Source organism: Lewinellaceae bacterium (genome assembly GCA_020636105.1).
In the GTDB taxonomy this organism is placed as follows: domain Bacteria; phylum Bacteroidota; class Bacteroidia; order Chitinophagales; family Saprospiraceae; genus BCD1.
Genome location: JACJYL010000001.1, coordinates 2,883,872 through 2,907,942, shown reverse-complemented (window position 1 = coordinate 2,907,942; position 24,071 = coordinate 2,883,872). Strand labels below are relative to the sequence as shown.

25 protein-coding genes are annotated in these 24,071 nt (G+C 43.6%); 14 read left to right on the top strand and 11 right to left on the bottom strand.

What is annotated here, in order from left to right:
* Positions 1-52 precede the first annotated feature (52 nt).
* The gene (locus tag H6571_10915) at positions 53-916 is read right to left on the bottom strand and encodes a YicC family protein (protein MCB9324235.1); all 864 of its coding nucleotides are present in this window, start codon (positions 914-916) and stop codon (positions 53-55) included.
* Between the two features lie 344 nt (positions 917-1,260).
* On the opposite strand from H6571_10915, the gene H6571_10910 reads away from it, so the two are divergent.
* Genes H6571_10910 through H6571_10900 form a run of 3 tightly spaced genes read left to right on the top strand, consistent with a single transcriptional unit; the run spans position 1,261 to position 3,811 of the window.
* Positions 1,261-1,971: a hypothetical protein gene (locus H6571_10910; protein ID MCB9324234.1), complete on the top strand. Its 711-nt coding sequence runs from the start codon at positions 1,261-1,263 to the stop codon at positions 1,969-1,971.
* Positions 1,972-1,997: 26 nt separating this feature from the next.
* Entirely contained in the window at positions 1,998-2,552 is a 555-nt protein-coding gene (locus tag H6571_10905; GenBank protein MCB9324233.1) for a sigma-70 family RNA polymerase sigma factor, read from the top strand.
* Positions 2,549-3,811 (top strand): hypothetical protein, encoded by a 1,263-nt coding sequence (locus H6571_10900; GenBank protein ID MCB9324232.1) that lies wholly within the window; start codon positions 2,549-2,551, stop codon positions 3,809-3,811. The genes H6571_10905 and H6571_10900 overlap by 4 nt, the downstream gene beginning before the upstream one ends.
* Positions 3,812-3,971: 160 nt before the next feature.
* On the opposite strand, the gene H6571_10895 is transcribed toward H6571_10900, so the two are convergent.
* From H6571_10895 to H6571_10870, 6 genes are all read right to left on the bottom strand, one after another.
* A complete protein-coding gene (locus H6571_10895; protein ID MCB9324231.1) occupies positions 3,972-5,153 on the bottom strand; it encodes a hypothetical protein in 1,182 nt (393 codons plus the stop codon).
* A 13-nt stretch (positions 5,154-5,166) separates the two neighbouring features.
* Positions 5,167-5,850, bottom strand: a complete 684-nt coding sequence (locus tag H6571_10890; GenBank protein ID MCB9324230.1) for an ABC transporter ATP-binding protein — start codon at positions 5,848-5,850, stop codon at positions 5,167-5,169.
* Between the two features lie 49 nt (positions 5,851-5,899).
* Positions 5,900-7,117 carry an ABC transporter permease gene (locus tag H6571_10885; protein MCB9324229.1) on the bottom strand — a complete coding sequence of 406 codons (1,218 nt, stop codon included), beginning with the start codon at positions 7,115-7,117 and terminating at the stop codon, positions 5,900-5,902.
* A gap of 64 nt (positions 7,118-7,181) precedes the next feature.
* Positions 7,182-8,411, bottom strand: a complete 1,230-nt coding sequence (locus H6571_10880; protein MCB9324228.1) for an ABC transporter permease — start codon at positions 8,409-8,411, stop codon at positions 7,182-7,184.
* Between the two features lie 96 nt (positions 8,412-8,507).
* A complete protein-coding gene (locus H6571_10875) occupies positions 8,508-9,272 on the bottom strand; it encodes an outer membrane lipoprotein-sorting protein (protein ID MCB9324227.1) in 765 nt (254 codons plus the stop codon).
* A 9-nt stretch (positions 9,273-9,281) separates the two neighbouring features.
* Complete coding sequence (locus H6571_10870) at positions 9,282-9,866, bottom strand: TetR/AcrR family transcriptional regulator (protein MCB9324226.1); 585 nt, start codon at positions 9,864-9,866, stop codon at positions 9,282-9,284.
* A gap of 299 nt (positions 9,867-10,165) precedes the next feature.
* Between H6571_10870 and metF the strand changes: the two genes are divergently transcribed.
* The 5 genes from metF (at position 10,166) to paaC (ending at position 14,868) form a co-directional block, all read left to right on the top strand.
* Complete coding sequence (gene metF, locus H6571_10865; GenBank protein ID MCB9324225.1) at positions 10,166-11,122, top strand: methylenetetrahydrofolate reductase [NAD(P)H]; 957 nt, start codon at positions 10,166-10,168, stop codon at positions 11,120-11,122.
* 351 nt (positions 11,123-11,473) lie between these two features.
* A complete protein-coding gene (murQ, locus tag H6571_10860; GenBank protein ID MCB9324224.1) occupies positions 11,474-12,277 on the top strand; it encodes an N-acetylmuramic acid 6-phosphate etherase in 804 nt (267 codons plus the stop codon).
* A gap of 457 nt (positions 12,278-12,734) precedes the next feature.
* Positions 12,735-13,685, top strand: coding sequence for a 1,2-phenylacetyl-CoA epoxidase subunit A (paaA, locus tag H6571_10855; GenBank protein ID MCB9324223.1), 951 nt, complete (start codon positions 12,735-12,737; stop codon positions 13,683-13,685).
* Positions 13,686-13,821: 136 nt separating this feature from the next.
* Complete coding sequence (gene paaB / locus H6571_10850; protein MCB9324222.1) at positions 13,822-14,106, top strand: 1,2-phenylacetyl-CoA epoxidase subunit B; 285 nt, start codon at positions 13,822-13,824, stop codon at positions 14,104-14,106.
* Between the two features lie 3 nt (positions 14,107-14,109).
* On the top strand, positions 14,110-14,868 hold the full coding sequence (gene paaC, locus H6571_10845; protein MCB9324221.1) for a phenylacetate-CoA oxygenase subunit PaaC: 759 nt from the start codon (positions 14,110-14,112) through the stop codon (positions 14,866-14,868).
* 196 nt (positions 14,869-15,064) lie between these two features.
* Here paaC and H6571_10840 read toward each other — a convergent pair whose 3' ends face one another.
* On the bottom strand, positions 15,065-15,796 hold the full coding sequence (locus H6571_10840) for an esterase family protein (protein ID MCB9324220.1): 732 nt from the start codon (positions 15,794-15,796) through the stop codon (positions 15,065-15,067).
* Between the two features lie 247 nt (positions 15,797-16,043).
* On the opposite strand from H6571_10840, the gene H6571_10835 reads away from it, so the two are divergent.
* Positions 16,044-16,781 (top strand): hypothetical protein, encoded by a 738-nt coding sequence (locus H6571_10835; protein MCB9324219.1) that lies wholly within the window; start codon positions 16,044-16,046, stop codon positions 16,779-16,781.
* Between the two features lie 127 nt (positions 16,782-16,908).
* Positions 16,909-17,292: a hypothetical protein gene (locus H6571_10830; GenBank protein MCB9324218.1), complete on the top strand. Its 384-nt coding sequence runs from the start codon at positions 16,909-16,911 to the stop codon at positions 17,290-17,292.
* Positions 17,293-17,339: 47 nt separating this feature from the next.
* Here H6571_10830 and H6571_10825 read toward each other — a convergent pair whose 3' ends face one another.
* Together H6571_10825 and H6571_10820 are read right to left on the bottom strand one after the other, a co-directional pair.
* The gene (locus tag H6571_10825; protein ID MCB9324217.1) at positions 17,340-17,795 is read right to left on the bottom strand and encodes a DinB family protein; all 456 of its coding nucleotides are present in this window, start codon (positions 17,793-17,795) and stop codon (positions 17,340-17,342) included.
* Between the two features lie 118 nt (positions 17,796-17,913).
* The gene (locus H6571_10820; protein MCB9324216.1) at positions 17,914-18,057 is read right to left on the bottom strand and encodes a hypothetical protein; all 144 of its coding nucleotides are present in this window, start codon (positions 18,055-18,057) and stop codon (positions 17,914-17,916) included.
* A gap of 202 nt (positions 18,058-18,259) precedes the next feature.
* Between H6571_10820 and H6571_10815 the strand changes: the two genes are divergently transcribed.
* The gene (locus H6571_10815) at positions 18,260-18,757 is read left to right on the top strand and encodes a DUF1648 domain-containing protein (protein MCB9324215.1); all 498 of its coding nucleotides are present in this window, start codon (positions 18,260-18,262) and stop codon (positions 18,755-18,757) included.
* 217 nt (positions 18,758-18,974) lie between these two features.
* Here the strand turns inward: H6571_10815 and H6571_10810 are convergent, their stop codons facing one another.
* Positions 18,975-19,520 (bottom strand): hypothetical protein, encoded by a 546-nt coding sequence (locus H6571_10810; GenBank protein ID MCB9324214.1) that lies wholly within the window; start codon positions 19,518-19,520, stop codon positions 18,975-18,977.
* Between the two features lie 184 nt (positions 19,521-19,704).
* On the opposite strand from H6571_10810, the gene H6571_10805 reads away from it, so the two are divergent.
* From H6571_10805 to H6571_10795, 3 genes are all read left to right on the top strand, one after another.
* The gene (locus H6571_10805; GenBank protein MCB9324213.1) at positions 19,705-22,245 is read left to right on the top strand and encodes a hypothetical protein; all 2,541 of its coding nucleotides are present in this window, start codon (positions 19,705-19,707) and stop codon (positions 22,243-22,245) included.
* A 215-nt stretch (positions 22,246-22,460) separates the two neighbouring features.
* On the top strand, positions 22,461-23,252 hold the full coding sequence (locus H6571_10800; protein ID MCB9324212.1) for a type IV toxin-antitoxin system AbiEi family antitoxin: 792 nt from the start codon (positions 22,461-22,463) through the stop codon (positions 23,250-23,252).
* On the top strand, positions 23,249-24,040 hold the full coding sequence (locus tag H6571_10795) for a nucleotidyl transferase AbiEii/AbiGii toxin family protein (protein MCB9324211.1): 792 nt from the start codon (positions 23,249-23,251) through the stop codon (positions 24,038-24,040). Before H6571_10800 ends, H6571_10795 begins: the two co-directional genes overlap by 4 nt.
* Positions 24,041-24,071: the final 31 nt, after the last annotated feature.

The following is a 24,071-nucleotide window of genomic DNA, read 5'->3' as shown; positions in this document are numbered from 1 at the left end:
CTTTAGTAATAAGGGCCGGGTTTTATTTTTAAGCCATTTTATATAATGATCTTTATACTGCGTTGGCCAATTGTTCTTTGATTTTTTCCAGTTCGTCTTTCATATCTACCACATGACGCTGGATTTCAGATGAATAGGCTTTTGCGCCGAGGGTATTGATTTCCCGGCCCATTTCCTGGCTGATAAAACTCAGTTTGCGTCCCTTGCCGGTGTTCTTTTTATCCAATTCTTCCAAAAAGTATTTGCAATGCTGAGCCAGGCGGACCTTTTCTTCGGAGATATCAATTTTTTCAAGATAAAAGATGACTTCCTGTTCGAAGCGGTTCTCATCCACATTTTCTTTGCCGAAGAAGTCGTCAAGATTTTGGCGCATGCGCTTTCGGATTTTTTCAATGCGTTCTTTTTCGAATGGATCGACTTTTTCCAGCAATTCGATGATTCTGTTGGTTTTGGATTTCAGATCCTCTTCCAGCACGGCGCCTTCTGCGAGTCTGAATTGCTTGAAGTTATTGAGGGCCACATCAAGAACTTTTAACACAAATTCCCATTCTTCTTCATCGATACTTTTAGATTCGGTAGCGACTACATTGGGCAAACGAATGATCGCTGCCGTCAGGTCTTCACGAGGGGCACCCAACTCTTCGGTAAGGGCGCTCAATTCTTCAAAATACTTTCTGAAAAGGGCTTTGTTCAATCCAAATTCATCATCCCCCTGGAGCGAGGTGGTTTCGATCAGGACGTCGATTTTTCCACGCTGGGTTTTTTCGGAAACGATGCGTCTTATTTCATGTTCCTTTTCCTTGTAATTTTGGGGAAATTTTAACCGCAGGTCAGAGAATTTACTGTTTAGGGAGCGCACTTCAATATTGATCGTTTTATGCTTGAAGGTTTGGGTTTCCCGCCCGTAGCCGGTCATTGATAGCAACATATGTTGATTCTTTTATTTTTTTCTTTAATGCGTAAAGATAACTTTTCTGCTATTGGAAGTAAGCTTATTTTCAAAAATCCTGAATTTTAAACATGCTTCCCGATTCAATTCCAGTATTAAAAGAATTTTTATACTTTTAAAATCACTCTATAACTTAAAGGAACCGCTTAATTACTTTGAATCCTCCCGACCTGCGGTAAGGTATGTGACTGCGCTCCATTAGAACAACTGGAACTCAAAAAACAACTAAATTTAACCCCTACGCAACCCTTTCTATTAATCCGGCGTGTTAGGTAATCAGAAGATTAATTAACCATTTAAACACCCTTGATATGAAGAAATTATTGCTGTTCGCTATTCCTGTTTTGCTTTTTGGCAACTGTGACATCAACGACGATAACATTTCCACCCCGTTCCTTTTGCCTACCATGGGTTTAAACGTAAAAGTAACGGCTTTGAGCAGTTGGTACAACGAGGCGGAAGGGGGTTCTGAAACTTATACCAATTTATTACAGGAACCGGCTAATGCGGGTAAATTGCGTTATTCAAAATTCCTGGGATCTTATTTTAATGCGGAAGGCCAGTTCGCCTGGACGGATGTGCCTTACGATGTGGATTCGGTTTTTTTGATACTCGACATCGAATACCCGCTCCCGAACACTGAAGGCCGGTCCATTTACATCCAGCTGATCAGGAAAGAGGCGCTGAATTATGTCAGCCTTGACCCGGAAACGGACACTTATTCCTATAATGATCCGGAAGATTTCAAGACTCGTTTCCTCCACGAAGGTGATTATGATGAAGGCGACCACTACGCCAGGGTGATTACTACTTATTACGAAACGGATTATCCTGATTATGAACCTTACGCGATGGGTTTCCCTACTCCCGAAAACCATTTTCAGATTCGTCAGGTCCTCGAAACAAACCTTGGAATGATTGTTTCCGGTACCTTTTACGGTAAGTGTTATATTTTTTCCTGCGGCTACGCCGAGATTTCCCAACTGGAAAATGGTACTTTTAATGCGTTTATCGGAAATTGACGAACCCAAAATATGGAAAGGCTCTATTGAACGTGGATCAAAACCTTGAAAATATCATTAAAGGTTGTAAAAAAAACAACCCGGCGGACCAGGAGCGATTGTATAAGTTATTTTACAATTACGGGCTGACTATTTGTTCGCGTTATGCCTACAATAGGGAGGAAGCCGGTGAAATATTCAACGATGCTTTTGTGAAAATTTTCAGGAATATAGAAAAATTTGAATTCAAAGGGCCTTTCAAAAACTGGATACAACCAATTTTTGTCCACTGTGCCATTGATCATTACCGGAAGTTTTATGAAAGAAAGGGACCGCCCCCGGTTGCCCTGGATACGGCGGGCAATGTAGGCGTCCCGACGGAAATAATTTCCAAAATGGACTACCACTCCTTGCTGGAAATGATCCGCAGCCTGCCTCCCGTTTATGGGGTGGTTTTTAACCTGGCCATGGTGGAAGGCTACAAACATTCGGAAATTGCCGAAATGCTCAATATTAGCGAAGGAACTTCGAAATCCAATTTGTCGCGGGCAAAAAGCAAAATGAAAGCATTGATTACTGCTCAAAATTTAGTGACGGAATGAGTGATATGCAATTTGAACATATAAAAGACATGCTGTCGGAAACGCAGGAATTTGACTACCGCCCGGAAGACTGGCAAGTGGTGTTTAAACAATTGCACCCGCCAAGGAAAAGACGGTTTTTCTTTATCTTTTGGTTGTCGCTTGGCGGATTGATAGCTGCTGCACTTATTCCTTATGTGATTTTGAAAAAACAGCAGCCGGGTACCCTGGAAACTGTAAAATCTGAAATGGCAATACCGGTCGATGAAAAGCAACGGAAGATGAATGATCAAATCTCCACTCCTGTTGATGCTTCCCGGTTGTTGTTAAATGAAACCGTGCAAAAACCGCTCTCTCAAGCAACAAAATCTTTGACTAAACGGACTTTTGACAACAGCCGGGAATTCCCATCAATGATTCAACAGGACCCCGGCCGGATTTACGAAACAGACCATTCCGAAATGGAAAATATGGACACCCCGGGAACTTCACTTGCGAATGAAAATAGTAATGATTTTAAGGATGAAGTCCCTTACAGCCGTTCGTTCTCCAGGGTTATTGTGTTGCCCACTCTTCTTGCTGAAGTGACCGGGGAACATCCTTTCGGCCTTCCGGAAAAAATCGTTTTGGTGGCCAATGAGGCCCTACCGGAAGAGGTGGACGTAAAAAAGAATAATAAACTACACGGACGTGTGGCTTTGGGACTGACTTACCCATTGGGAAAAACCATTGCCCTGGAGGGCGATCCACGGACACCAAAAGCGGCCGGTCAGTCGATCCAAATGCTTTACAGTCTGAATTCAAAAACGTTGGTTGGCCTGGATGTTCAGATGCAAAGAAGCTTCAGTTATCACGATTCCCTGGACGTGGCTGTTGCCAACCAGTGGTACCCTGACTGGTCCGATAATTTCGATACTTATTATGACACCCTTGACATTGCCCAGCAAAGCCTTTCCCTGGATGTTTCGGCTTACCGGACATTGCTCAATGCCCGAAGCATAAAACTGCATGCGGGATTAGGTGCCCGGTTCAATCTGAGCAGGGAACAGCAGGTGCGAACGGTGATAGGAAATCCTTATTTTGGCAGCATGAGGGCCGTACACGAAATTTCCTTCTCGGAAAAATTCAAAGGCCTGGTTCCGAAATTGATGGTTGATGTTCCGTTGTATAAAGGATTTGGCCTGTCTTTTGGTTTGGAATACCTGGTACCTGCCGGGAAAGCGGAACTTGATATTCAATCAAAATTTTCCGGGGTTGGTAAACTGTATTTTGCTTTTTGAGAAGGCCCGAACATGGCCGGGAAAGTTAAAAAGTAAATTTATTGAGCTATTTGCCGTCACGTTTTTAGATTTCGTGGCTTTTATAGAGGGGGAGGGGGGCGGGACGCCATTGACGGCCTGACTCAGAGTCAGGCCGTCAATGGCGTAAAAAGCTTAATTTTCAATAACTATACTTCAACCTCAAAAAAGCAGCCTGCAGGGAGCTGCCATATTTTTCTTTTTTGTCAAAAACGATTTGCCCGATCAAATCCAGATCCCAGTTTTCCTTGATGGAAAGGGTAAGGGTCGGGTTTAAAAATAAAGCCTGGGATTTCACCGGGCTGTAAATCAGGGCCAGCCCCCCGTTGATCAGTGGGGTGAATGGATAACTGGCTGAGCCGAAAAAGGCCCATTCGTAAGGGTAAAGATTTTTGGCCGACAATTCAAAAGAGAATAGGGTAGAGGCATCTCCCAGAGAAGAACCCATGCTGTTGTATAGCGCTCCTCCGTTAAGATAAAGGGAATTGGCAAAGGAATAGTCTACGCCAATGGTGGCCGTAAAAGCATCCTCTTCGTTTTTATCGGTTAAGGGGGTGAACCAGCTGAACTCTCCTTTGAACCCTGCATTTTTGAGGTTGCCGGCCCAGCCGCCGCCAAGGACGATGTCGTCTTTGGCATAACCTCCCAACATTTGAAAATCATAATTCCATTTGTTGAATTTCCACAACCCGGCAATAACGGCCTGATTGATGTTGTCGGCAGCTTTGGCGGCGACTTCAATACTGGAAGAAATTCCCGTATAGTATTTCACCCTGACGGCATCGCTTCCCGGCCGTTCCTCATAATCAAAATCGGTAAAAGAGAAAGCATTGAAAATATCATTGGGGTTCCAAACGGTATTGATGCCCCAATTGACTCGTTGGCGTCCCAGGCGCACCTCCCAGTCGCCTGATGAATATTGCAGGTATAAGCGATCCAGTACGCTGTGCCAAACGACAGAAGGATGATCAATGACCAAAACCGAAAGGTCGAGGTAATCATTGGACGCTTTGTCAACCTGTTCCGCATATCCAGGGGTAGATCGGACAAAATCTCCTAAAAAAAGGCGGTTTCTCCACCCAGCTTTCAAGGTGAATTTGTCATTGAGATACCAATTTAAATTCAGCCGCTGGTGGATCAGCTGGTCGAGGAAAACTGTGTCGGTGAACGCTGTTTGTTGCGCGTTGGGATAGGAGTTATTGAAAAAAATGACGGTCTGCATGTTTTTCACATAACCACTCAGGACTACCTTGTCGTTCTGCGCGGATAATTGAAAAGCGAAAAACAGTATCCCCGGCAATAGGGATAATATCCGATTCAGCATGCTTTTATGTATTTTATTTAGTCTCATCAGAAACGATCATTCCATCTTCGAGGGTAATCACGCGTTTTGCTCTGTCAATGACCCGTTGATCGTGGGTGGAAAAGACAAAAGTCATATTTTCTTCCTTATTCAGTCGGGACATGATGTCCAGTAAATTGGTCGTTGAAACAGAATCCAGGTTCGCAGTAGGTTCATCAGCGAGGATGAAAGCAGGCCGTGAAGCCAAGGCTCTTGCTACCGCCACCCGCTGTTGCTGTCCACCTGATAACTTGGAAGGACGCCTGTCTTTTTCTGTATTCAGGCCAATCGCATTAAGTAATTCCGCCGTTCTTGCATCACGCTCCTTTTGGGATTTCTTTTGCAAAAGCATCACAAATTCGACATTCTCCTTTGCCGTTAAAACCGGTATCAGGTTATAGGCCTGGAAAACAAACCCGATTTTTTTTCTTCGGAAATTGATGAGTTGATTGTCGCTCAGTTGGGAAATATCCTGCCCTCCAACCATCACATTGCCTTCCGTCGGCCGATCCAATCCGCCAATGATATTCAAAAGGGTCGTTTTTCCGGAACCCGAAGGCCCTACGATCGCGGTAAATTCACCTTCGTTTATGTCAAGGCTCACCCCGCGCAACGCATTAACAGGAATGGTTTTAGGATTATATATTTTTTTGAGATCTTTTGTTTCTATAACTTTCATCGTTCAATTATTTATAAGATGATTTTTTTTTTTTTAAACCAGCAACCAGTTATATCTTCCTGATCGCCTCCACAGGTTTCAATTTTATGGCTTTATAAGCCGGATAAATAGAAGCGAGTAAAGCCGTAAGGGCTACCGCTACAGCGAGGTCGAGATAAATTGCAGTTTCGAGACTTGGATAAATGAACGTGGACATTCCAAATTCCTGCATTCCTTGTTTTGAAAAAAGCGCCAGGTTTATGCCCGTTTTGCTTAAGCGAGATGTCAATATATAACCCAAAAGCAAACCAATGGGCGCTGAAATTAAAGCCAGCATTAAGGTTTCCAGCATGATCATAAAAAACACCTTGATCTTATTCATCCCTACTGCCATAAGCATTCCCAGTTCCCGGATCCGTTCAAGCACGGTCATCAACATGGTATTGATAATGCCAAATATTAAGGCCAGCATGAAGATGAACATATAAATTTGTGAAGCGTTCCTGATTTGCGATTGGAAAAGTTCCAGTTCCGGGGAAATTTCTTTATAGGATTGTACGGATAAATCAGGGAAAGCCTGTTGCAGCAATATTTGAGTAGTATCCAAAAGCTGAAGGTTATCCAGTCTTATAGCTATCTCATGACCAATATCTTTTTCTCCCAGCAGGTTATTCAGATCCTCCATCCGGACGAAACATACAGACTCGTCATAAATGTTGTCTCCTGATTCAAAAATGCCGCTTACTCTGAAAGCTCCGGCAGTAATATCGCCATGGAGGGTCTGCATGGTAATGACTACCTTGGATCGCAGTTTCAGGTTTAATTTTTTAGCGGTTACTTTACTGACCAGGATAGGGCTTTTACCCTTATCACTCAGATACTCTCCCTCTACTATTTTTTCACTGATACCGGTTACGAGGATTTCTTTCTCCGGAATTATTCCTGAAACACGAATCCCCCGGGTGCTTTTCCCTGAAGCAATCATGGCATTGGACAAAGACCTCCCAGACGCGGCTTTTACTCCTTCCACATTTTCACATTGAGAGATAAGCTCCTGAATATTTTTCAGATAAAATTTTGCTTCTTTGTCTTTTGGAAAATCCGGGTGATGTATTTGTATATGAGAGACCTCATTGTCGATCGCATTATTTACATAACTGTCTGCCATCCCGGAAGCCATACTGGCCAAAAATATCACAGACCAAACCCCAACGATAATGGCGCCCATTACAACAAAACTCCTGGTAGGGTTCCGCCATATATTCCGCCATGCAATTTTTAATAACATTGTTTTATTGTTTATGCTGTTATGCCTTACCTTAATCTTTTTACTTTACCCTTTTCACTTTTGATCATCCTCTCATCGCCTCAATTGGATTAAGCCTCCAAATTTTCCACATCGCAAAAGTGGCTAAAACAGAAGTGATCAAAAACACGATAACCGCCTGCCATATAAATATCTGCCATTCAAAGGTGGCCGGGAAAATCGGGTCAAAGCCCCATTTTTCATAAGCAGCGGTCATATCTTCTGACATTCCGCTAAAATCAAGTGGATTTTCTTTGAAATAATAAACCAAAGGAGCAGCCCCCAGAAGGCCCAAAACTGCTCCGGAGAGCCCTAATATTACTATTTCCAGCCATACCGAAACCGCCAGCAACCAGCGTTTCATCCCAATGGAGATCAAGATGCCAAATTCGTACTCCCGCTCCTTTGCCATCATGAGAATGGTGCCAAAGATTCCGAAACTTATAATGGCATAAAGAACCAGTAACATGACATAATTCCCTGCGGCGTCTGTCTTTTGGGCTTCGACCAATTCGGGCAGCATTTCCTTCCAGGCCATGACCCTGTATTCACTTGCCGTATCCAGTCGGGTATCTAGGGCTTTTATTACACCGGGCAGGCTTGTCTGGTCATCCAGTTTCATGGCCAGGGAAGATACCAGATTGGGGGCGCCGAAAAAATATTGAGCTGCTTCCAGGGGCAGATAGATCATTCTTTTATTTAATTCCGGAGAGTTGAACTTCACTACCCCCTTTACCGGATATTTCCCCGCCGCATTGATGCCATGATATCCCTGACTGATCAGAATGAGGGAATCACCCAATTCAATCTTGAGCATTTCTTTTACTCCTTCGGCAATGAGCACGCTTTGATCCTTTTTATCAAAATAAGCACCTTCCACCAGCCGGCCTTTTAAATTGGTGAGTTCGTCTTCCTGTTGGGGATCGACACCAACGACCAGCATCCCGCTTGTTTGAGCGCCATAGGAGGCTAACGCAAAGGATTCAAGGCGGGGAACCAATGCTTTTAAACCGGGGATTTCATCGCTGAGTTTCAACAAATCGTCATCTAGTGTCAGCGATTTATTGATGGATTTATCTTCCCAATATCCTTTTTTTTGAATCTGGCCGTAGCCGTAATAAAAGTTGACCACATTGTCCAGCATCCGAATCCATGCCCCTTTTTGTATGGAGTTCATGAATACAGAGAACAAAACCGCAAAAAAGATAGACGCCGCCGTAATCATGGTACGCCGCTTATTTCGCCAAATATTTCTCCACGCTAATTTTAGTAACATTATATAGGTTAATTTAACGATGTTTAATTTAGTCTTCAGTAATAGCAACCAGTGGAATGAAATGACATCCCGATACGCAGTGTCGGGGCAACCAGGCTAATACCTTACCCGCTTCAAATTCTGAATGGAGAAGAAATCATCCTTTGGATTTTGATTAAAGTCCAGCGACAAATATTCGATGATGGTTTTATTGCCTTCCTGATCCTCGGGCAAAATTTCCATTACCGAAGGCAACAATTTACCTCCTAACATTTTCACATTTTTCCCAAGCATGGTATTGATGAGATAGCCGTCTTCATCGTAGAATTCAACTTTCATTTGCATATACTCTTCGGTGTCAACCCACATAATGACTTTGCCCCATACTACCGGAGCGTCTTCCAGCGGAGTGAGTTCTATTTTATAGCACTCTCGTTTTTCGACCATTTCTTTGCCCAACAATTTGTGGGTATAATCAACGACAAGGGAAGACTGCTTGACCAGGTCATCATTGGTAAAGTCGGAGCCCATCCAGGATTGGAGCATCATCGAAGGCGGGAGTTTGATGGTTCGGTCGATACTGGGTTGCCAGTTCCACATTTCGTTGCCTCTTTTAAGGAATCCCATTCCTTTGTCACGGGCAGGAGCGGTAACGACAATTAAGGCGAGGTCATTCCCTTTACTCCAGCTTTTCATTTTCATCTCCCGTGTCCAGTCAGGACGGATGATTTTCATCGACAATTCCGCATAACTCGACAATCCCCTTACCTTTTCATCCGATATTTTTATTATTTCTTTGGCGGTAGGGGTTCCCTGTGCCATCCCGGAAAAATTTAATCCAAAAAACAGGAGAGTTATGAATATTAAATTCAGTCTTTTCATTATTAAAATTTATTTTGGTTCGTATTTTTTTAAAATATATTCCTTCATTTCTTCAATAGGATAAGCCTCCGGAAAGCTCAGGTAATGGAGAAACAGCCCGTCGAGCAAAGCTCCGAACATCATAACTTCCATTCCGGGATCTTCCACATCCAATTGAGTGAAAATGCCCAACCCCATTTCCATGAAGGCCTGCTGTTTTTCCTGAACGACCTGTTGCAACTCCTCCATGACATCCGTCTGCACGGCCAGTGCTGTCAGCAATTTCCAGTGCCTTATGTCATTTTGAACACTTTTGATCAGTGCATCCATCATTTTCTTGAGCTGAATAAATGGCGTGTCATCAGGAGACATGACATCCGCTACTGCTTTTTCGGTTACCTCAACAGTCTCCAGCAGTATGTCATGAAGCAGGTCTTTTTTACTGTCAAAGTAATTATACATCAGCCCTTTCGATATACCGGCCTCCTTGGCAATGCGGCTGATGGAGGTACTGTGATATCCGTGTTTGGCAAATAATTCCAAGGCAGTCTCCTTGATATTGGCGACACTTTTCTGTCTTATGACTTCAAATTGATTTTCTGTTTTTGGTGACATATTTTTTTATTGACCGAACGTTCATTCAAATATATGGTGTTTTACCCTTCAAAAGCAAGTTTTATGTGAAAAAAAAATCGAAATCACGAAAAAATGGTATTTTTCATCGAAGATTCTATTGATTACCCTTTTCTTGTCGTTTAAAAATTAAGAGGAAAGCAAATTATAATTATAGCAATACTTTTGAAGGTGGAAATTTGGATGAGCGTTAAAAAAAAGGAATAGAATTGTTGTAGTTTTGCATTTTAAAATATGGCCTGACTAAAGTAAGACCTTGAACCAAAACACATGCATTAAAGATGAAAGTCACCGAATATTTCGAAAAAGCCAATGGCCATACTTTGGCCTCTTTCGAAGTCCTTCCGCCATTAAAGGGCGGGAGTATGCAGGCCATTTTTGATACCCTCGACCCGTTGATGGAGTTTAAACCTCCTTTTATTGATGTTACTTACCACCGGGAAGATTTTATTTACCGAAAGCGCTCCAGCGGATATTTTGAGAAGGTAGCCATCAGGAAGCGCCCGGGGACCGTCGGCATTTGTGCGTCCATCATGCATCGTTATGGGGTGGATGCTGTACCTCACCTCATCTGTGGAGGTTTTACCCGAGAGGATACCGAAAATGCGCTGATCGATCTGAATTTTTTGGATATCAATAACGTCCTCGCCCTGAGGGGGGATGCCCGTCAGTTTGATGGCCGGTTCATCCCTGAAGAAGAAGGACATTCTTATGCCATAGACCTGATCAGACAGATCGTGGATATGAATAAGGGAAGATACCTGCATGAAGATATTGCCAATGGTTCGAAAACGAATTTTTGCATAGGCATTGCCGGTTACCCGGAAAAACATTTTGAGGCGCCTAACCTGGATATGGATTTGAAAAATACCAAAGCGAAGATTGAAGCCGGGGCGGATTATATCGTGACGCAGATGTTTTATGACAATCAAAAATATTTCGACTACGTCAAAAAATGCCGTGAAGCGGGTATTACGGTGCCCATTATTCCGGGGCTAAAACCCGTTTCCAAAATCCACCAGTTGAGTTCACTGCCCAGGTTATTTCATGTGGATATGCCGGAAACGCTCGTCAATGAATTTACAAAAGCCAAAACGCCCGAAGATCGCAGGCAGGTGGGCATCGAATGGGCCATCATGCAATCCAGGGAATTAAAGGAATTTGGGGTGCCTTGTCTTCATTATTATACTATGGGCGATTCGGAAACGATCCAGGCCATCATGGAAAAGGTTTTTTAAAACAGATGTGGCGAGCAATTTTAAAAACAAAACATCGAAGATTTGTTGAGCAATTGATTTTTACGTTTTTGTGTTTTCAAAATTTCCCGCTGAGTAGATTCGTGTCCAATGAAATAGCGAAATTGTCGGACTTTGGTTTATACCAGATTATTGACTGACCTTACGCAGCATTTAAGAATTTGGAAAAAAGATTAGGAATAATATCAAAGCTACGATCAATCGAATGGATTACAATATCAGGTACAACGGGCCGGCTCCTCAATTGGGCATTAGATTGAACAATTGTTATGCTGTCGTGCATTACATCAGTTATTGATTTAATATTAAACATCTTCATTGAAAAGCACTGTTGTGAAAAGAATAACGGAATCACCTTCAAATTATCGACACCTCGAGCAAATGAGTGTAACGGATTTGCTCACCCACATCAATACGGAGGATAAAAGTGTGCCCCTGGCGGTAGAAAAATCCCTTCCTCAGATTATCGCACTGGTTGAAGTGGTCGTGGAAAAAATGGAAAAAGGGGGCAGGCTGTTTTATATTGGAGCCGGTACAAGCGGACGACTAGGTATTTTGGATGCGTCGGAATGCCCTCCTACCTTTGGGGTGCCTGACGATTGGGTCATTGGTTTGATAGCCGGCGGTGATTACGCTATCCGAAAGGCCGTCGAAGATGCAGAGGACAGCACCACCCAGGCATGGCAGGATCTAAAAACACAACTGATCAATAAAGAGGATGTCGTGGTAGGCATTGCCGCTTCCGGCACGACACCCTATGTTGTGGAGGGATTGGATGATTGTCAGAAAAACGGCATCACCACCGGATGCATCACCTGCAACCCGGGATCCCCTCTTGCCGAAAAGGCCGATTACCCCATTGAGGTCATTACCGGCCCTGAATTTGTCACCGGCAGCACCCGCATGAAAGCCGGCACCGCCCAAAAGCTGGTACTCAATATGATCTCCACCGCTACCATGATCCGCCTGGGACGGGTGATGGACAACAAAATGATCGATATGAAACTCAGCAATGCCAAACTCGTGGACCGCGGGGCGAAGATGCTGAAAAATATGCTCAAACTTCCTCTGGATGAAGCCAGGGAATTGTTGCTGGAGCATGGAAGTGTGCGCAAGGCACTGGAAGCAGATAGATAATAATCCTGTTGTTTTACGGGAATATAAAAATGTATTAATTGAAAGGGGATTAAACATGAGTCATCCCGGATTTTCAAAAACTGTCTGAAATAGAAATTTTTTGAAAATCCGGGATGAACTCATGTTTTTAGTTATGCCAAATACTGGGGGCATTTTTTCAAATTAACCGCAAGATGATTCTGCATGTCGAATCTATCTAAAAAATAAATACCTTCTTCAACAGCCGCCTGAAGCTGGAACTCAGGCCCGATCCCAGAACAGATGTCATCGTCTGAATGGAAAAGGTTAAGCAGTAGAAACAATGACAGGATCAATAAGTAGGACCCGGGAATGAGTGAAATACCCGAAAAATGGATCGCTAAAAACAATGTCGGCTCAACGGCTGTTTAATTATTCCATACGAACAACTGTTCGTTTTTAAAAAATACATATCTTTGCACCACAAAAAAAATAATTCATGTCGACGGAAATACTGAAAAAAGCTTTTCAGGCAAAGATTGATGCCGATGAAAAAATAGAACCCAAGGACTGGATGCCGGAGGCATATCGCAAAACGCTGATCCGGCAAATTTCCCAGCACGCTCATTCTGAAGTAGTAGGAATGTTACCGGAAGGCAACTGGATCTCCCGCGCCCCAAGTCTGAGGCGAAAGGCTATTTTGCTGGCAAAGATCCAGGATGAGGCCGGGCACGGACTTTACCTGTACAGCGCCGCTGAGACCTTAGGAATTGATCGCGATGAGATGCTGCAACAATTACATGAAGGTACGGCCAAATATTCCAGTATTTTCAATTACCCCAGTCTCAACTGGGCAGATATCGGTACCATCGGCTGGCTCGTTGACGGTGCGGCCATCATGAACCAGGTGATGTTGCAGCGGACCTCCTACGGCCCATATTCCCGTGCCATGATCCGGATCTGTAAAGAAGAAAGTTTTCACCAGCGACAGGGGTATGAATTACTGATCGCAATGTGTAACGGTACCGAAGAGCAGAAACAAATGGCACAAGATTCCATCAACCGTTGGTGGTGGCCCTCCCTGATGATGTTTGGACCTAAAGATGATGAGAGCCCTCATACACAACAGTCGATGGACTGGAAGATCAAAAGAAAGACCAACGATGAATTGCGCCAGCAGTTTATCGATGTCACCGTTCCCCAGGCAGAATACCTGGGACTAACCATTCCTGATCCTGATTTGAAGTGGAATCCTGAAAGAGGTCATTATGATTTTGGGGAGATCGACTGGAACGAATTTTGGGCCGTGGTAAAAGGCAATGGCCCGTGCAATCGTCAGCGTTTGCACGACAGGGTTAAAGCTCACGAAGAAGGTGCCTGGGTAAGAGAAGCAGCACTGGCCTGGGCCGAAAAACGTAAAAAAAGAGCAGAAGAAGCGGTTCCGGCGTAAGCTGATAAGGCAATGGACGGAAGTTGAATAACCAACCTGCCCTCCCGACCTACGGTACAGGATTTCGTTTCGCTCAATTTGAACTAATTGAACCCCTTGAACAACTTAAACAACTTGAACCATTAAAAACCTAACCATGGATAACAGCTGGCCCCTTTGGGAAGTATTTATCAGAAGTAAAAATGGATTAGACCATAAACACGTCGGCAGCCTGCACGCGGCAGATGCACAGATGGCTATTGAAAATGCACGTGATGTTTATACCCGTCGTAATGAAGGGGTAAGCATTTGGGTGGTGGAGTCAAAACATATTTCCGCATCGAGCCCTAACCAAAATGATGCAATGTTTGAGCCGGCCAATGACAAGGTTTACCGCCACCCAACTTTTTATTCTATTCCCAAAGAGGTGAAAAATATTTAAAGCATGAACAGTCAGGAGGCTCATTTCAAATATATACTTCGTATCGCGGATAACGCACTCATTCTGGGACAGCGTTTGGCAGAATGGTGCGGACACGGACCAATTCTCGAACAGGATATAGCCCTTACCAATTTTTCGCTCGATTACATCGGCCAGGCCCGCAACCTGTACACCTATGCTGCAGCAATGGAAGGACAGGGAAAAACGGAGGACGACCTCGCTTTTTTACGAAACGAGCACGCCTTTTACAATATGCTCCTGGTTGAACAGCCTAATGGCCACTGGGGACAAACTATCGTCCGACAGTTTCTTTTTGATGTGTTCAACTATCTTTTTCATCAGGAACTTTGCCAAAGCAAGGATGAACAGCTGGCCGCCATTGCCGCCAAGTCGCTGAAAGAGATTACTTATCACCTGAAGTTCAGCTCCGAATGGTTGATTCGCCTGGGGGATGGGACTGAAGAGAGCCATGCTAAAATGCAGGAGGCCCTGGATGATCTTTGGATGTACACGGGAGAATTATGCTTACCTGATGCAATCGACGAACAGATGGCAGCATTGGGAATTGGGGTTGACCTGGCGGGTATTCAACCGTTATACCAGGAAAAGGTAACCCAGGTGCTAAAACAGGCTACCCTTGTTTCACCGGACATTCCGTGGATGCAAAGTGGTGGAAAACTGGGGCGGCATACCGAGCACCTCGGTCATCTCTTGGCAGAAATGCAGTATATGCAGCGGGCTTTCCCGGGAATGGAGTGGTAGGCTTTGGCTTGTTGCTGGTTGCCCCGACACTACGTATCGGGATGTCATTTCATTCCACTGGTTGCTGGTTGCTGGGTTCTACGTAATATGTTATAAGGGTTGGCCTGTATTGAGTAGCGTTTTCCTTGCGAGCTCCGCGCCATCCCGGCGTCCTTTGCGTTTAAACAAACCCAAAACCCCAATTCCCAATCTTCAATCAGAACCTCGATTCAAGGTAATAAGGCAGCATCGCCCTCCAGGTGGGCCAGTCGTGGGTCATGTCCGGTCCCCAGATGTCCAGTTCGTGTGGAATACCTTTGGCATGCAGCACGCCTGACATGCGTCGGGAAGCATCCGGATTTTCGTAATTCCCTGTTCCTGAAAGAAAATGAATATGTCTTTTCCCCCTCAATCGTGGCAAGAAAAAATTGTCATCCAGGTTGGCCATGTATTGGAGCGGGGAATTAAAATACACATCCTCGTCATAGTAGCCTTTGGTATAGGTGCTGAGGTCATAATCGCCACTCATGGCAATAACCCCTTCAAAGAGATCAGGGCGTTTGAAAAACAAGTTAGCAGCATGTAATGCACCAAGCGAAGCGCCACAAGTAATGATGGGCGTATCCTGACTGGTATGCGTTCTGATGAACGGCACTACTTCGTGAAAGACATAGGAGTTGAATTGTTGGTGCCTGATGGATTTATCCCGTGGATGCATCCTGTCATTGAGCCAGCTTTCAGAGTTGATGCTGTTAATGGAAAAGACTTTTACTTTTCCTGAATCAATATAGTGGCGAATGGCGTCGATAAGCAAAAAACGCTCATACTCCAGATAATCCGCCGCCGCAGTAGGGATCAAAAGTAAAGCGAAGCCGTAGTGCCCGTAAACCGCTAAATCCATGTGTTTTTGCAGGTTTGGGCTGTACCAGTTGTGAATCTGTCTTTCCATGACGCAAAGTTGGGAATTTTTTTTCAATCTCCCTCAATCTTCGTCCAATCTTCTTCAATCACCCTCAATCTTCTTCAATACAACCGAATTTCCTGCCGATCGTTGAAAAAGCCTGACCATTCATTGAATAAATTTCTGTTAAGATGTAAAACCCTTTTGTTTTGTATCAACTATTCAAAATAAAAATTATTCATTCATCTAAAACATTAATTTAATTATGAAAACTCAAATTCAAAATTCAAAAATCATGAACACCCTCCTGAAATCTTTTGGACTTTTTGCTATGCTTTTTGTGATGACTTTCACTACCTCCTGCGACAGAAAAGGGAACGATACTCCTGTAATCGAAATGACTATTTCCGAAGAAGATGCCGTTGATGTGATCGAAGGAGCATTGACCATGGATACTGAAGGCCTGGTAAGCGAACTGGAAGATGCGGCCGAAGTTGCCGATAAATATGCGGAAAAGACTTTTAATGAACCTTGCGGAGTTACCTTTGATTCAACTTTTACAGTAGTTGAAAGCAATGCCTTTATCACGGCTTCTTACAGCAATCACCTGGAATGGACCGTTTACTGCAACAATGCTGAAATTCCTGTTAACCTCGACTTCAGCCGAGAATCACAGGGAACTTATGAAACTACTCGCATGGAATCAGCAGATGCTTCAAGCAGTGCCTGGAACCTCGACAACCTGATTCTGGGGACCAACTATGTATTAAACGGAACTTACAGCCGTTCCGGCAGCCAGACTTCTAAAGTGAGGAATGAAAATTCACTCACTTCCACCATTCAAATGACGATTACCAACCTGAATGTAAATAAAGGAACCCGCAGGATAGAAAGCGGCACCGCTGATCTGACCATCTCCGGCACCAGCACAACGGGGCACAGTTTCAGCTTCGATGCAGAAGTTATTTTCCAGGGCAATGGTGCTGCAGTGGTGGTAGTCAATGGCAACTCCTATCAAATAGACCTGTATTAATCCTGTGATGATTCATTTTCCTTTCACCCACAATCTGTACCTTTTAGCATGACTAGGCAGCCGGAAAGCACCCTCTTTTCGGCTGCCCTTTTTTGCTTTATGGCTCCGGTTACCAAATTCTAACGAAATGTCAGGGTATTTTTCTATTATTCCAATCCTGTTTTTATGGCTGGCTGTTCAGTCCGTGGCCACCGGGCAAACCATCCCGGAAAACTACGATACACCCGAAAAACGTTGCGCCATCATAACCGATGAAATGATAAAGGAGTTGCCACTACAACCCGGAGAGGTTCCTGTTTTCCGTGCACTAAACCTCAAATATGCAAAGATCGTCCAAAAGGAAATCCTCGACCAGGAGATCAGCTGGTGGTCGGCTTATTTTAAAATGAAAGAGATCAATCAAAAAAAGGAAAGGGAGCTGTTGCCGCTGTTATCCGATAAACAAATAGAAAATTACGAACGCATGAAAGCAGATGCCCGGCAGCTATTGTGGGAAATGTTTCTTGATTAGCAGTGATCAACTTGAGGAGTCATCTCAAAACTCTGAAAATTAATAAACTACCACGCCCTTTTCATGGCCATGATATATCCAAGGTGCAAGGCTTCGTGCATGTTATTAAAAACAATGGCTTCCTCCACATTGTGCAAGACGATTCCATAACTGGTAGGGTATTCCTTGAAGTTTCCGAAAATCCCGTTTTGATAATCCTCTGCCATCCGGGGTCCCGAAGTGGCCAGGCCTGACATGATTTCGTCCAAAACTTCCTTTGAAACTCTTTTTTCAGGGGCGGTGCCTTTACGAAAGGTCTGGATCAGGTTTTCTGAAATAAGGGGTTTGGTATCCGTCAGTGCGTAAACCAGCAGTTGTTGGGTCACGAGAATGTGGCCGAGATTCCAGGCGATATTATTATTGAATCCTTTGGGAATTTTATTGAGCTGTTCCACGGTAAGATCACTGGTGACAGACTTCAATAGAGCCCTTGTCGCATTCAGGTTGGCAAATTGTTCATTCATCCTGTTGGGTATTGATCAGCAAATAACAATGAGGCTCAAATTTAATGGCTTTTGCCCAAAGCTAATCCATAACCCCCAAAAAATCTTTTGGCTTTTCCTGACCCTATTGATTTACGGCCTATGGATTCAGATGAACAGTGGTGAGTTTTTGTTCAATGGCCCGCAATTGATCGTTGATGACTTTTTGGGAGACGTACCAGAACCCGAAAGTGGTCATGGCACAAAAGAATGCTGTCATTAAAATAAAAACGCCTTTTTTCATATCAAACGGAATTTGGGTGTAGGTTTTAAGTGAAAAATTCCTGGCGGCCAATGCCGTTCAGTTTGCCATGATTCACATGGCCTCTCGTGTTATTGTATCCTTACGAAACAGGAAAAGTTACCCGAAAGGAGTGTTTTTTTATTTTTATCAAAAAAAATGGTGGTGAAAATGAACCGGGAATTAATTTTATAAAAAAAACGGTATGGAAAATTCAAAACATGATCTTCCCCTGGGTGACCAGGAACGGTTGATTGAATTACTTAGCCTTTTCCTGTTGGTTGGTATGTGGATCTACGTAGCGTTGAAATGGAGTACGCTGCCGGAAACCATTCCGCATCATTTCAATCTTCAGGGCGAGCCGGATGCCTGGGGCGGCAAAGCCATGATCTTTCTCCTTCCGGCGATTGCCCTGGGTACTTATTTGTTGCTTTATTTTATCGGAAAAATGTCCCCGTCAACGTATAATTATCCGGTCAAAATTACGGAAGAGAACAAGGCTTACCAGTATGCCCTGGCAGTCATGATGCTCAAAATTACCAACTTGTGGACCATGATCCTGATGGCTTATATCACCTGGGCCATCGTGGAAGAAGCAGGAGGTCATAAAGGGGCATTAAACGGGGCATTACTCTGGACCATAATTGGAAGCTTGTTTGTGGTGCTGGCGGGATACATTTATCTTGCGAAGAAAGCCGCCTGATATGATTTAAAATGCATGCAACCTCCCCAAAGGGTGGTGCAGATGAGCATCCTTCCAATTTTTTTGGAAAACCATCCAAAAAAAATCTTCAGGATGCAGCCAGGAGTTCCCGGGCTGAAGGACCAGTCTCACAAATCACCTGTAACCAATGTCGGCCTAAGTTTACATGTTTTTTCTTTGACCAACACCAATCAATGAAAAGGCTGCCTCCGGGCGTTCATTCACAGGCCTTTGAGGAGCTTCCGGGAAGCGGATTTTGAAAAGCATGGCCCGAAACATTCCAAAGGATTTGATTGTCGTAAAGCAGTTGGTAATTTAAGGTTACCGCCCACCCGGCCGGCGTCGTATCGGTTCTGGGCACTTCGATAATTTCTCCTGAGCCTCTTACGGAAACGGTACGGACAGGCGCATACGGAAAGCTGCCAAATCCCAACGATTCCGGGTCAGTATTCAACTCTTGGATAGGAATGGTAACCTGATCATCGGAAACTTTGGCAAAAACGCAAACGCCCAGGTCATGGAAGTTTGAAAACCAGATTTCATCCTGCTTTTCATGAGGGAAGGTTTCGCAGTCGAACCTTTTAGGAGGTAAATAGCTGCTGATGTCGTGGAAGGAATCACCCGATTTTATCTGCAGTTCAAAAGTATAAGAGCCTATCCATTTTCCGTTAATGTCCTTACTGCCTCGTCCGCTATTTTCTTGCTCGGGCGTGCAGGAAAAGCAGATGACAATGAACAAAATAAAGGAACGTTTTAGCATCATAAGGAGCATTTATTTGGAAAATCAGTGAAAATTAAGGGCTGTTGGCAATATTTCCTAATCATAGTCCAAGTTTAACAAATTGATGACCTGCTAAAATATACCTTCCGTTTTACTTGCTTCTCAAAAGAAATCCTAAATTTACAGGCAACCAAAAGTCGAGTGTCTCGTAAAATGTTTAAAACAAATGAAAAACCGCTATTTGTTGACATTGGCGATCGCCGTTTTTTTCATCATGCTGTGTTACTGGTATCCGGGTGCGCTCAATAGCAGTCTTTTTGTTTTATGGATCAGCGTTGTTTTTCACCGGAGATTTACCTATGAAATCCCGGAAAACGCAACCCAGACCTTCAGGATGCTGACTTCAGGATTCATTTACCTGGGCATCATTTCAGGGTTGTTTATGCTCACCCGTCAGTTTAAATGGCTCGTTTATGAGTCTAAGGTGGTCCTTGATTTTGAGAATATATTGCATTTTGAAAAAGCAGCTTATATTCATATCATCAGTGCGTTACTGCTAACCATCGCCTTTTTTATTTTTTCTCACCGGATGATTCTCGATGTTTTCAGGACGGGCTTGCCCAGGAATGTCCGATTGATGACCCTGTTGGCGGTATTGGGGATTAGTTTCTTTATTGTCCCGTTTTTTACCCTGGATTTCCCTGCTTACCAGTCTGTGTTAATTGCTTTTGTTTACTTACTATTATTCGACCTTTATATCGACAGCAGGACCACGAGTCTCACCTGGCTCATTTCGTGGATGGTCGCTTTTTCTATATTTACCGCTTTTGTTTTTTATAAATACAACCTGGATCGTGATCTCGAAACGAGGTTGGAGCTGGCAAAAGAACTGTCCGTCCTAAGGGATTCCACCGCTGAGCTCCAATTGGAGCCTTTCCTGGCAGATGTTTTTTCCGATGACAGCCTGGTATTGTATTTTACGGCTCCGGTGCCTTTTACCTTTGAAGAAAATAATATTCGGCGGCAAATGGATGCCCTGATGCGCCGGGAGAAATACCTTTCCCGGGTGTATGCATACGAGGTGTATATTTTGAATGAAAATTTTGGACACTCCTTCATCGAGGACAAAAACCCGGCAGAAGGTTTTTCTTTGCTCAAAAGCATAAAAGAGGCTCCCATAAACGAATTATTGTACACTCCTGAAAATGATATCGCATACGTTTATGTTACCCAAAAACATTTTCCTATTCCCGGTGATACCACTTCTTTTAATACGGTAATTATTTGCCTTCGCCCCATGGAAAACAATAATGTTCAGCCTGCTGAGCATTACAAAAACCTGGAGCAATTGGAAGATTACGTTTTTGCGGTCTATTACAAAGATCGTTTTGTGTGGCAAAACGGGAAGGTATTGCTCAACGACACCCTAAAAACCATGCTGCCTCCTGCCGGGGGATGGAATGAGACTTTGAGTGGGTTTAATTCCAATGTGATCTATAGCAGCCTGAACGACACCACGGTGATCATAGGGAGAGAAGTAGGGGGCTTTTACCGCCCGATGACTTTGTTTTCTTCTGTGTTCAGCCTGTTCATTTTTGCGGTCATCTTCCTGTCTGTACTTAATTATTACTTCAAGGCTCTTCCGCTTACGCAGGAATTTCCTTTATTTTGGGGGCCCTCGCTAAGGAATAAGGTGCAATTATATATCATCATTCTCATGCTTTGTTCTTTTTTTGCTATGGGTTTGGTGACTACCATTTCTTTCCGCAATTCTATCAACCCTGATGGAACCGAACTTTCCGACTCCGTAAATCGGCGAAACCAGGAAACGAACCTGTATCGTTTTTGGGAAAATTTATTGAACGTTTATGTTTTCCTGCTTTTGATCACCGCTGCGATAAGTATAATAGTGGCCAACCGGGTGGCGGATCCCCTGGTGAGCCTGGTTGAAAAGCTCAAACGTACCAACCTGAGTTCAAACGAATCGCTGGAATGGAAAAGCGATGATGAGATCGGTGAATTGGTGAATGCTTACAACAAAATGATCGGTAAACTGGAAGAAAGTGCCCTCAAACTCAAACAATCGGAACGCGAAGGCGCCTGGCGCGAAATGGCAAAACAAGTGGCTCATGAGATCAAGAATCCGCTGACACCCATGAAGTTGCACCTTCAGCACCTCAAACGTGTTTTTGAGGCCGATCCCGAACAGGCGAAACCCTTACTTGACCGCGTTTCCAATACCTTGATTGAACAAATTGACGGCCTGAGCAGAATTGCGACTGAGTTTTCCAATTTTGCCCAGATGCCCCAGGCGGAAAATACGACTTTCGTTTTAAACCATTTGCTGGAGTCCGTTCACCAGCTGTTTCAAAAGGAAGCTCCTGTGCATACCCAGCTCACCCTGGATATATGTTCTGAACAAATCAGTGTTTTCGCCGACCGTGACCAGTTGATGCGTGTTTTCAACAACCTCATCAAAAATGCCATGCAGTCAATTCCCGAGGACCGCATCGGGGACATTGCTATCGTGCTGAAAAATGAAGAAAATCGTGCGGTGGTAAAAATAGTGGACAACGGGGAAGGCATTCCTGAAGACATGCAGGATCGTGTATTCGAACCCAGTTTTACCACCAAAAATTCAGGAATGGGCCTCGGTCTCGCGATGTCCAAAAATATTGTGGAAGCGGCAAACGGGCGTATTTATTTTGAAACGGAAGTGGGCGTGGGAACCACCTTTGTGGTGGAATTGCCGGGCGTTTTGGATTGATGAATATCACAAGCCGGCATTTTAGCGTGGGGGAATAGCGGGAAGATATGCCCCATTTAAGAAATTCAACACGTTAAGCAGGCACATTTTCCTGTAATAACTACAGGCTAAACTTTCGCAAGCAAAAGAGAATGTTTTTTCCAATTCTAAAATATTTTAGAAATTATTCGAGATTATTACCAAAAAAACGTATCTTTCTCAAAATTTTTCTAAGATTGACTGTTTCAGAATACATAAGGCAATTACAATCATTTGAGGAATACTCCTTCTCGCTCGAAGAGGTAACTACAAACTCCTCCAAAGCCGCAGTTGCCGTCAAAAGAGAAATATCAAGATTGACGGAGAAGAAAGAAATTCTGAGCCTCAGAAAAGGATTTTATCTAATTATCCCTCCCAGATACTCTTCATCAGAAAAACTACCCATTCAGTTGTATGCTGATAAACTATTCAAATACCTTGATCGCAAGTATTATGTGGGATTATTCTCTGCTGCAAAAATCCATGGAGCGAGTCATCAGCAATCACAACGAGATTATTTCATTATTGAAATACCAAAACTAATTGACATTAAAAAGAAGAGTTTTGATATTCAGTTTTTGACTACCGGGAATTGGCCAAAGAACAATATTGAAATTAAAAAATCGGATGCCGGGGAATATAAAGTGTCCTCTCCAGCGCTCACTTTTATCGATCTGATCCATCACCATACCAAAATTGGTGGACTGAATCGCATGCTGGCTTCATTAGAAGAACTAACTGAAGAAATTAATGAGGCTGACATAAAAGAACTCACTTCTTGGTACAGCCATAAAAGTTCACTTCAAAGGGCTGGATTTTTACTGGAAGAACTAATTGGGGAGAATACCTTTGCCGACATCATATATGAAGAACTGAAGCAACAACCCTACTATCCGGTATTACTTAGCCCAAAGAAAAATCAGAAACCAGGAAGTGCTAATAACCGTTGGAAAATAGATGTAAACCTTAAATTGGAGAGTGATTTATGATTGCCAAACCATATATAGCGAGATGGCAGGAACATGCACCATGGAAAGAATTTGCTCAGGTTGAGCAAGACTTAATCATAAGCAGGGCATTGGTGGAAATTTTCTCGGATGACTTTCTTCGAGAACATCTGGCATTCAGAGGAGGTACTGCATTGCATAAACTCTACTTACACCCTGCCCCACGGTATTCAGAAGACATTGACCTGGTGCAAATAAAGCCAGGTCCCATCAAACCGATAATGGAGCGTATTGGGGAAGTTATCACCTTTTTTGAGGAAGCCCGAAAAACACAAAACAAAGGCCACGGTATCAAAGCCTTGTACCGATTTACTTCTGAGTATGAAGCAATTCGGATGCGGCTGAAACTTGAAATCAATTGTCGAGAACATTTCAACGTGCTTGACTGGGTAGACTTCCCTTTTGAAGTGAAAAGCGAATGGTTTGAAGGACATTGTGACGTACGGACTTACAGCATCAATGAACTGCTCGGCACCAAACTAAGGGCCTTGTACCAAAGAAGTAAAGGACGTGACTTGTTTGACTTGGATTATGCCAGGAAAAATATCGACATAAACATTGAAGAAATCCTTGAATGCTTTCGACAGTACACAGAATTTGCCACGGAGAAAAAACCACCAAGTCAAAAAGTGTTTTTACTTAACATAGAGTCAAAAGAAAATGATCTGGACTTTAAAGGCGACATGGAAGCCATATTAAGACCGGAAATAGAATATAACCAGTCGGAAGCCTTTGAATGGCTGAAAGCTGAAGTGATTGAAAAAATGTAAGCATTTCCAAAACCTATAAGAAGAATTAGTG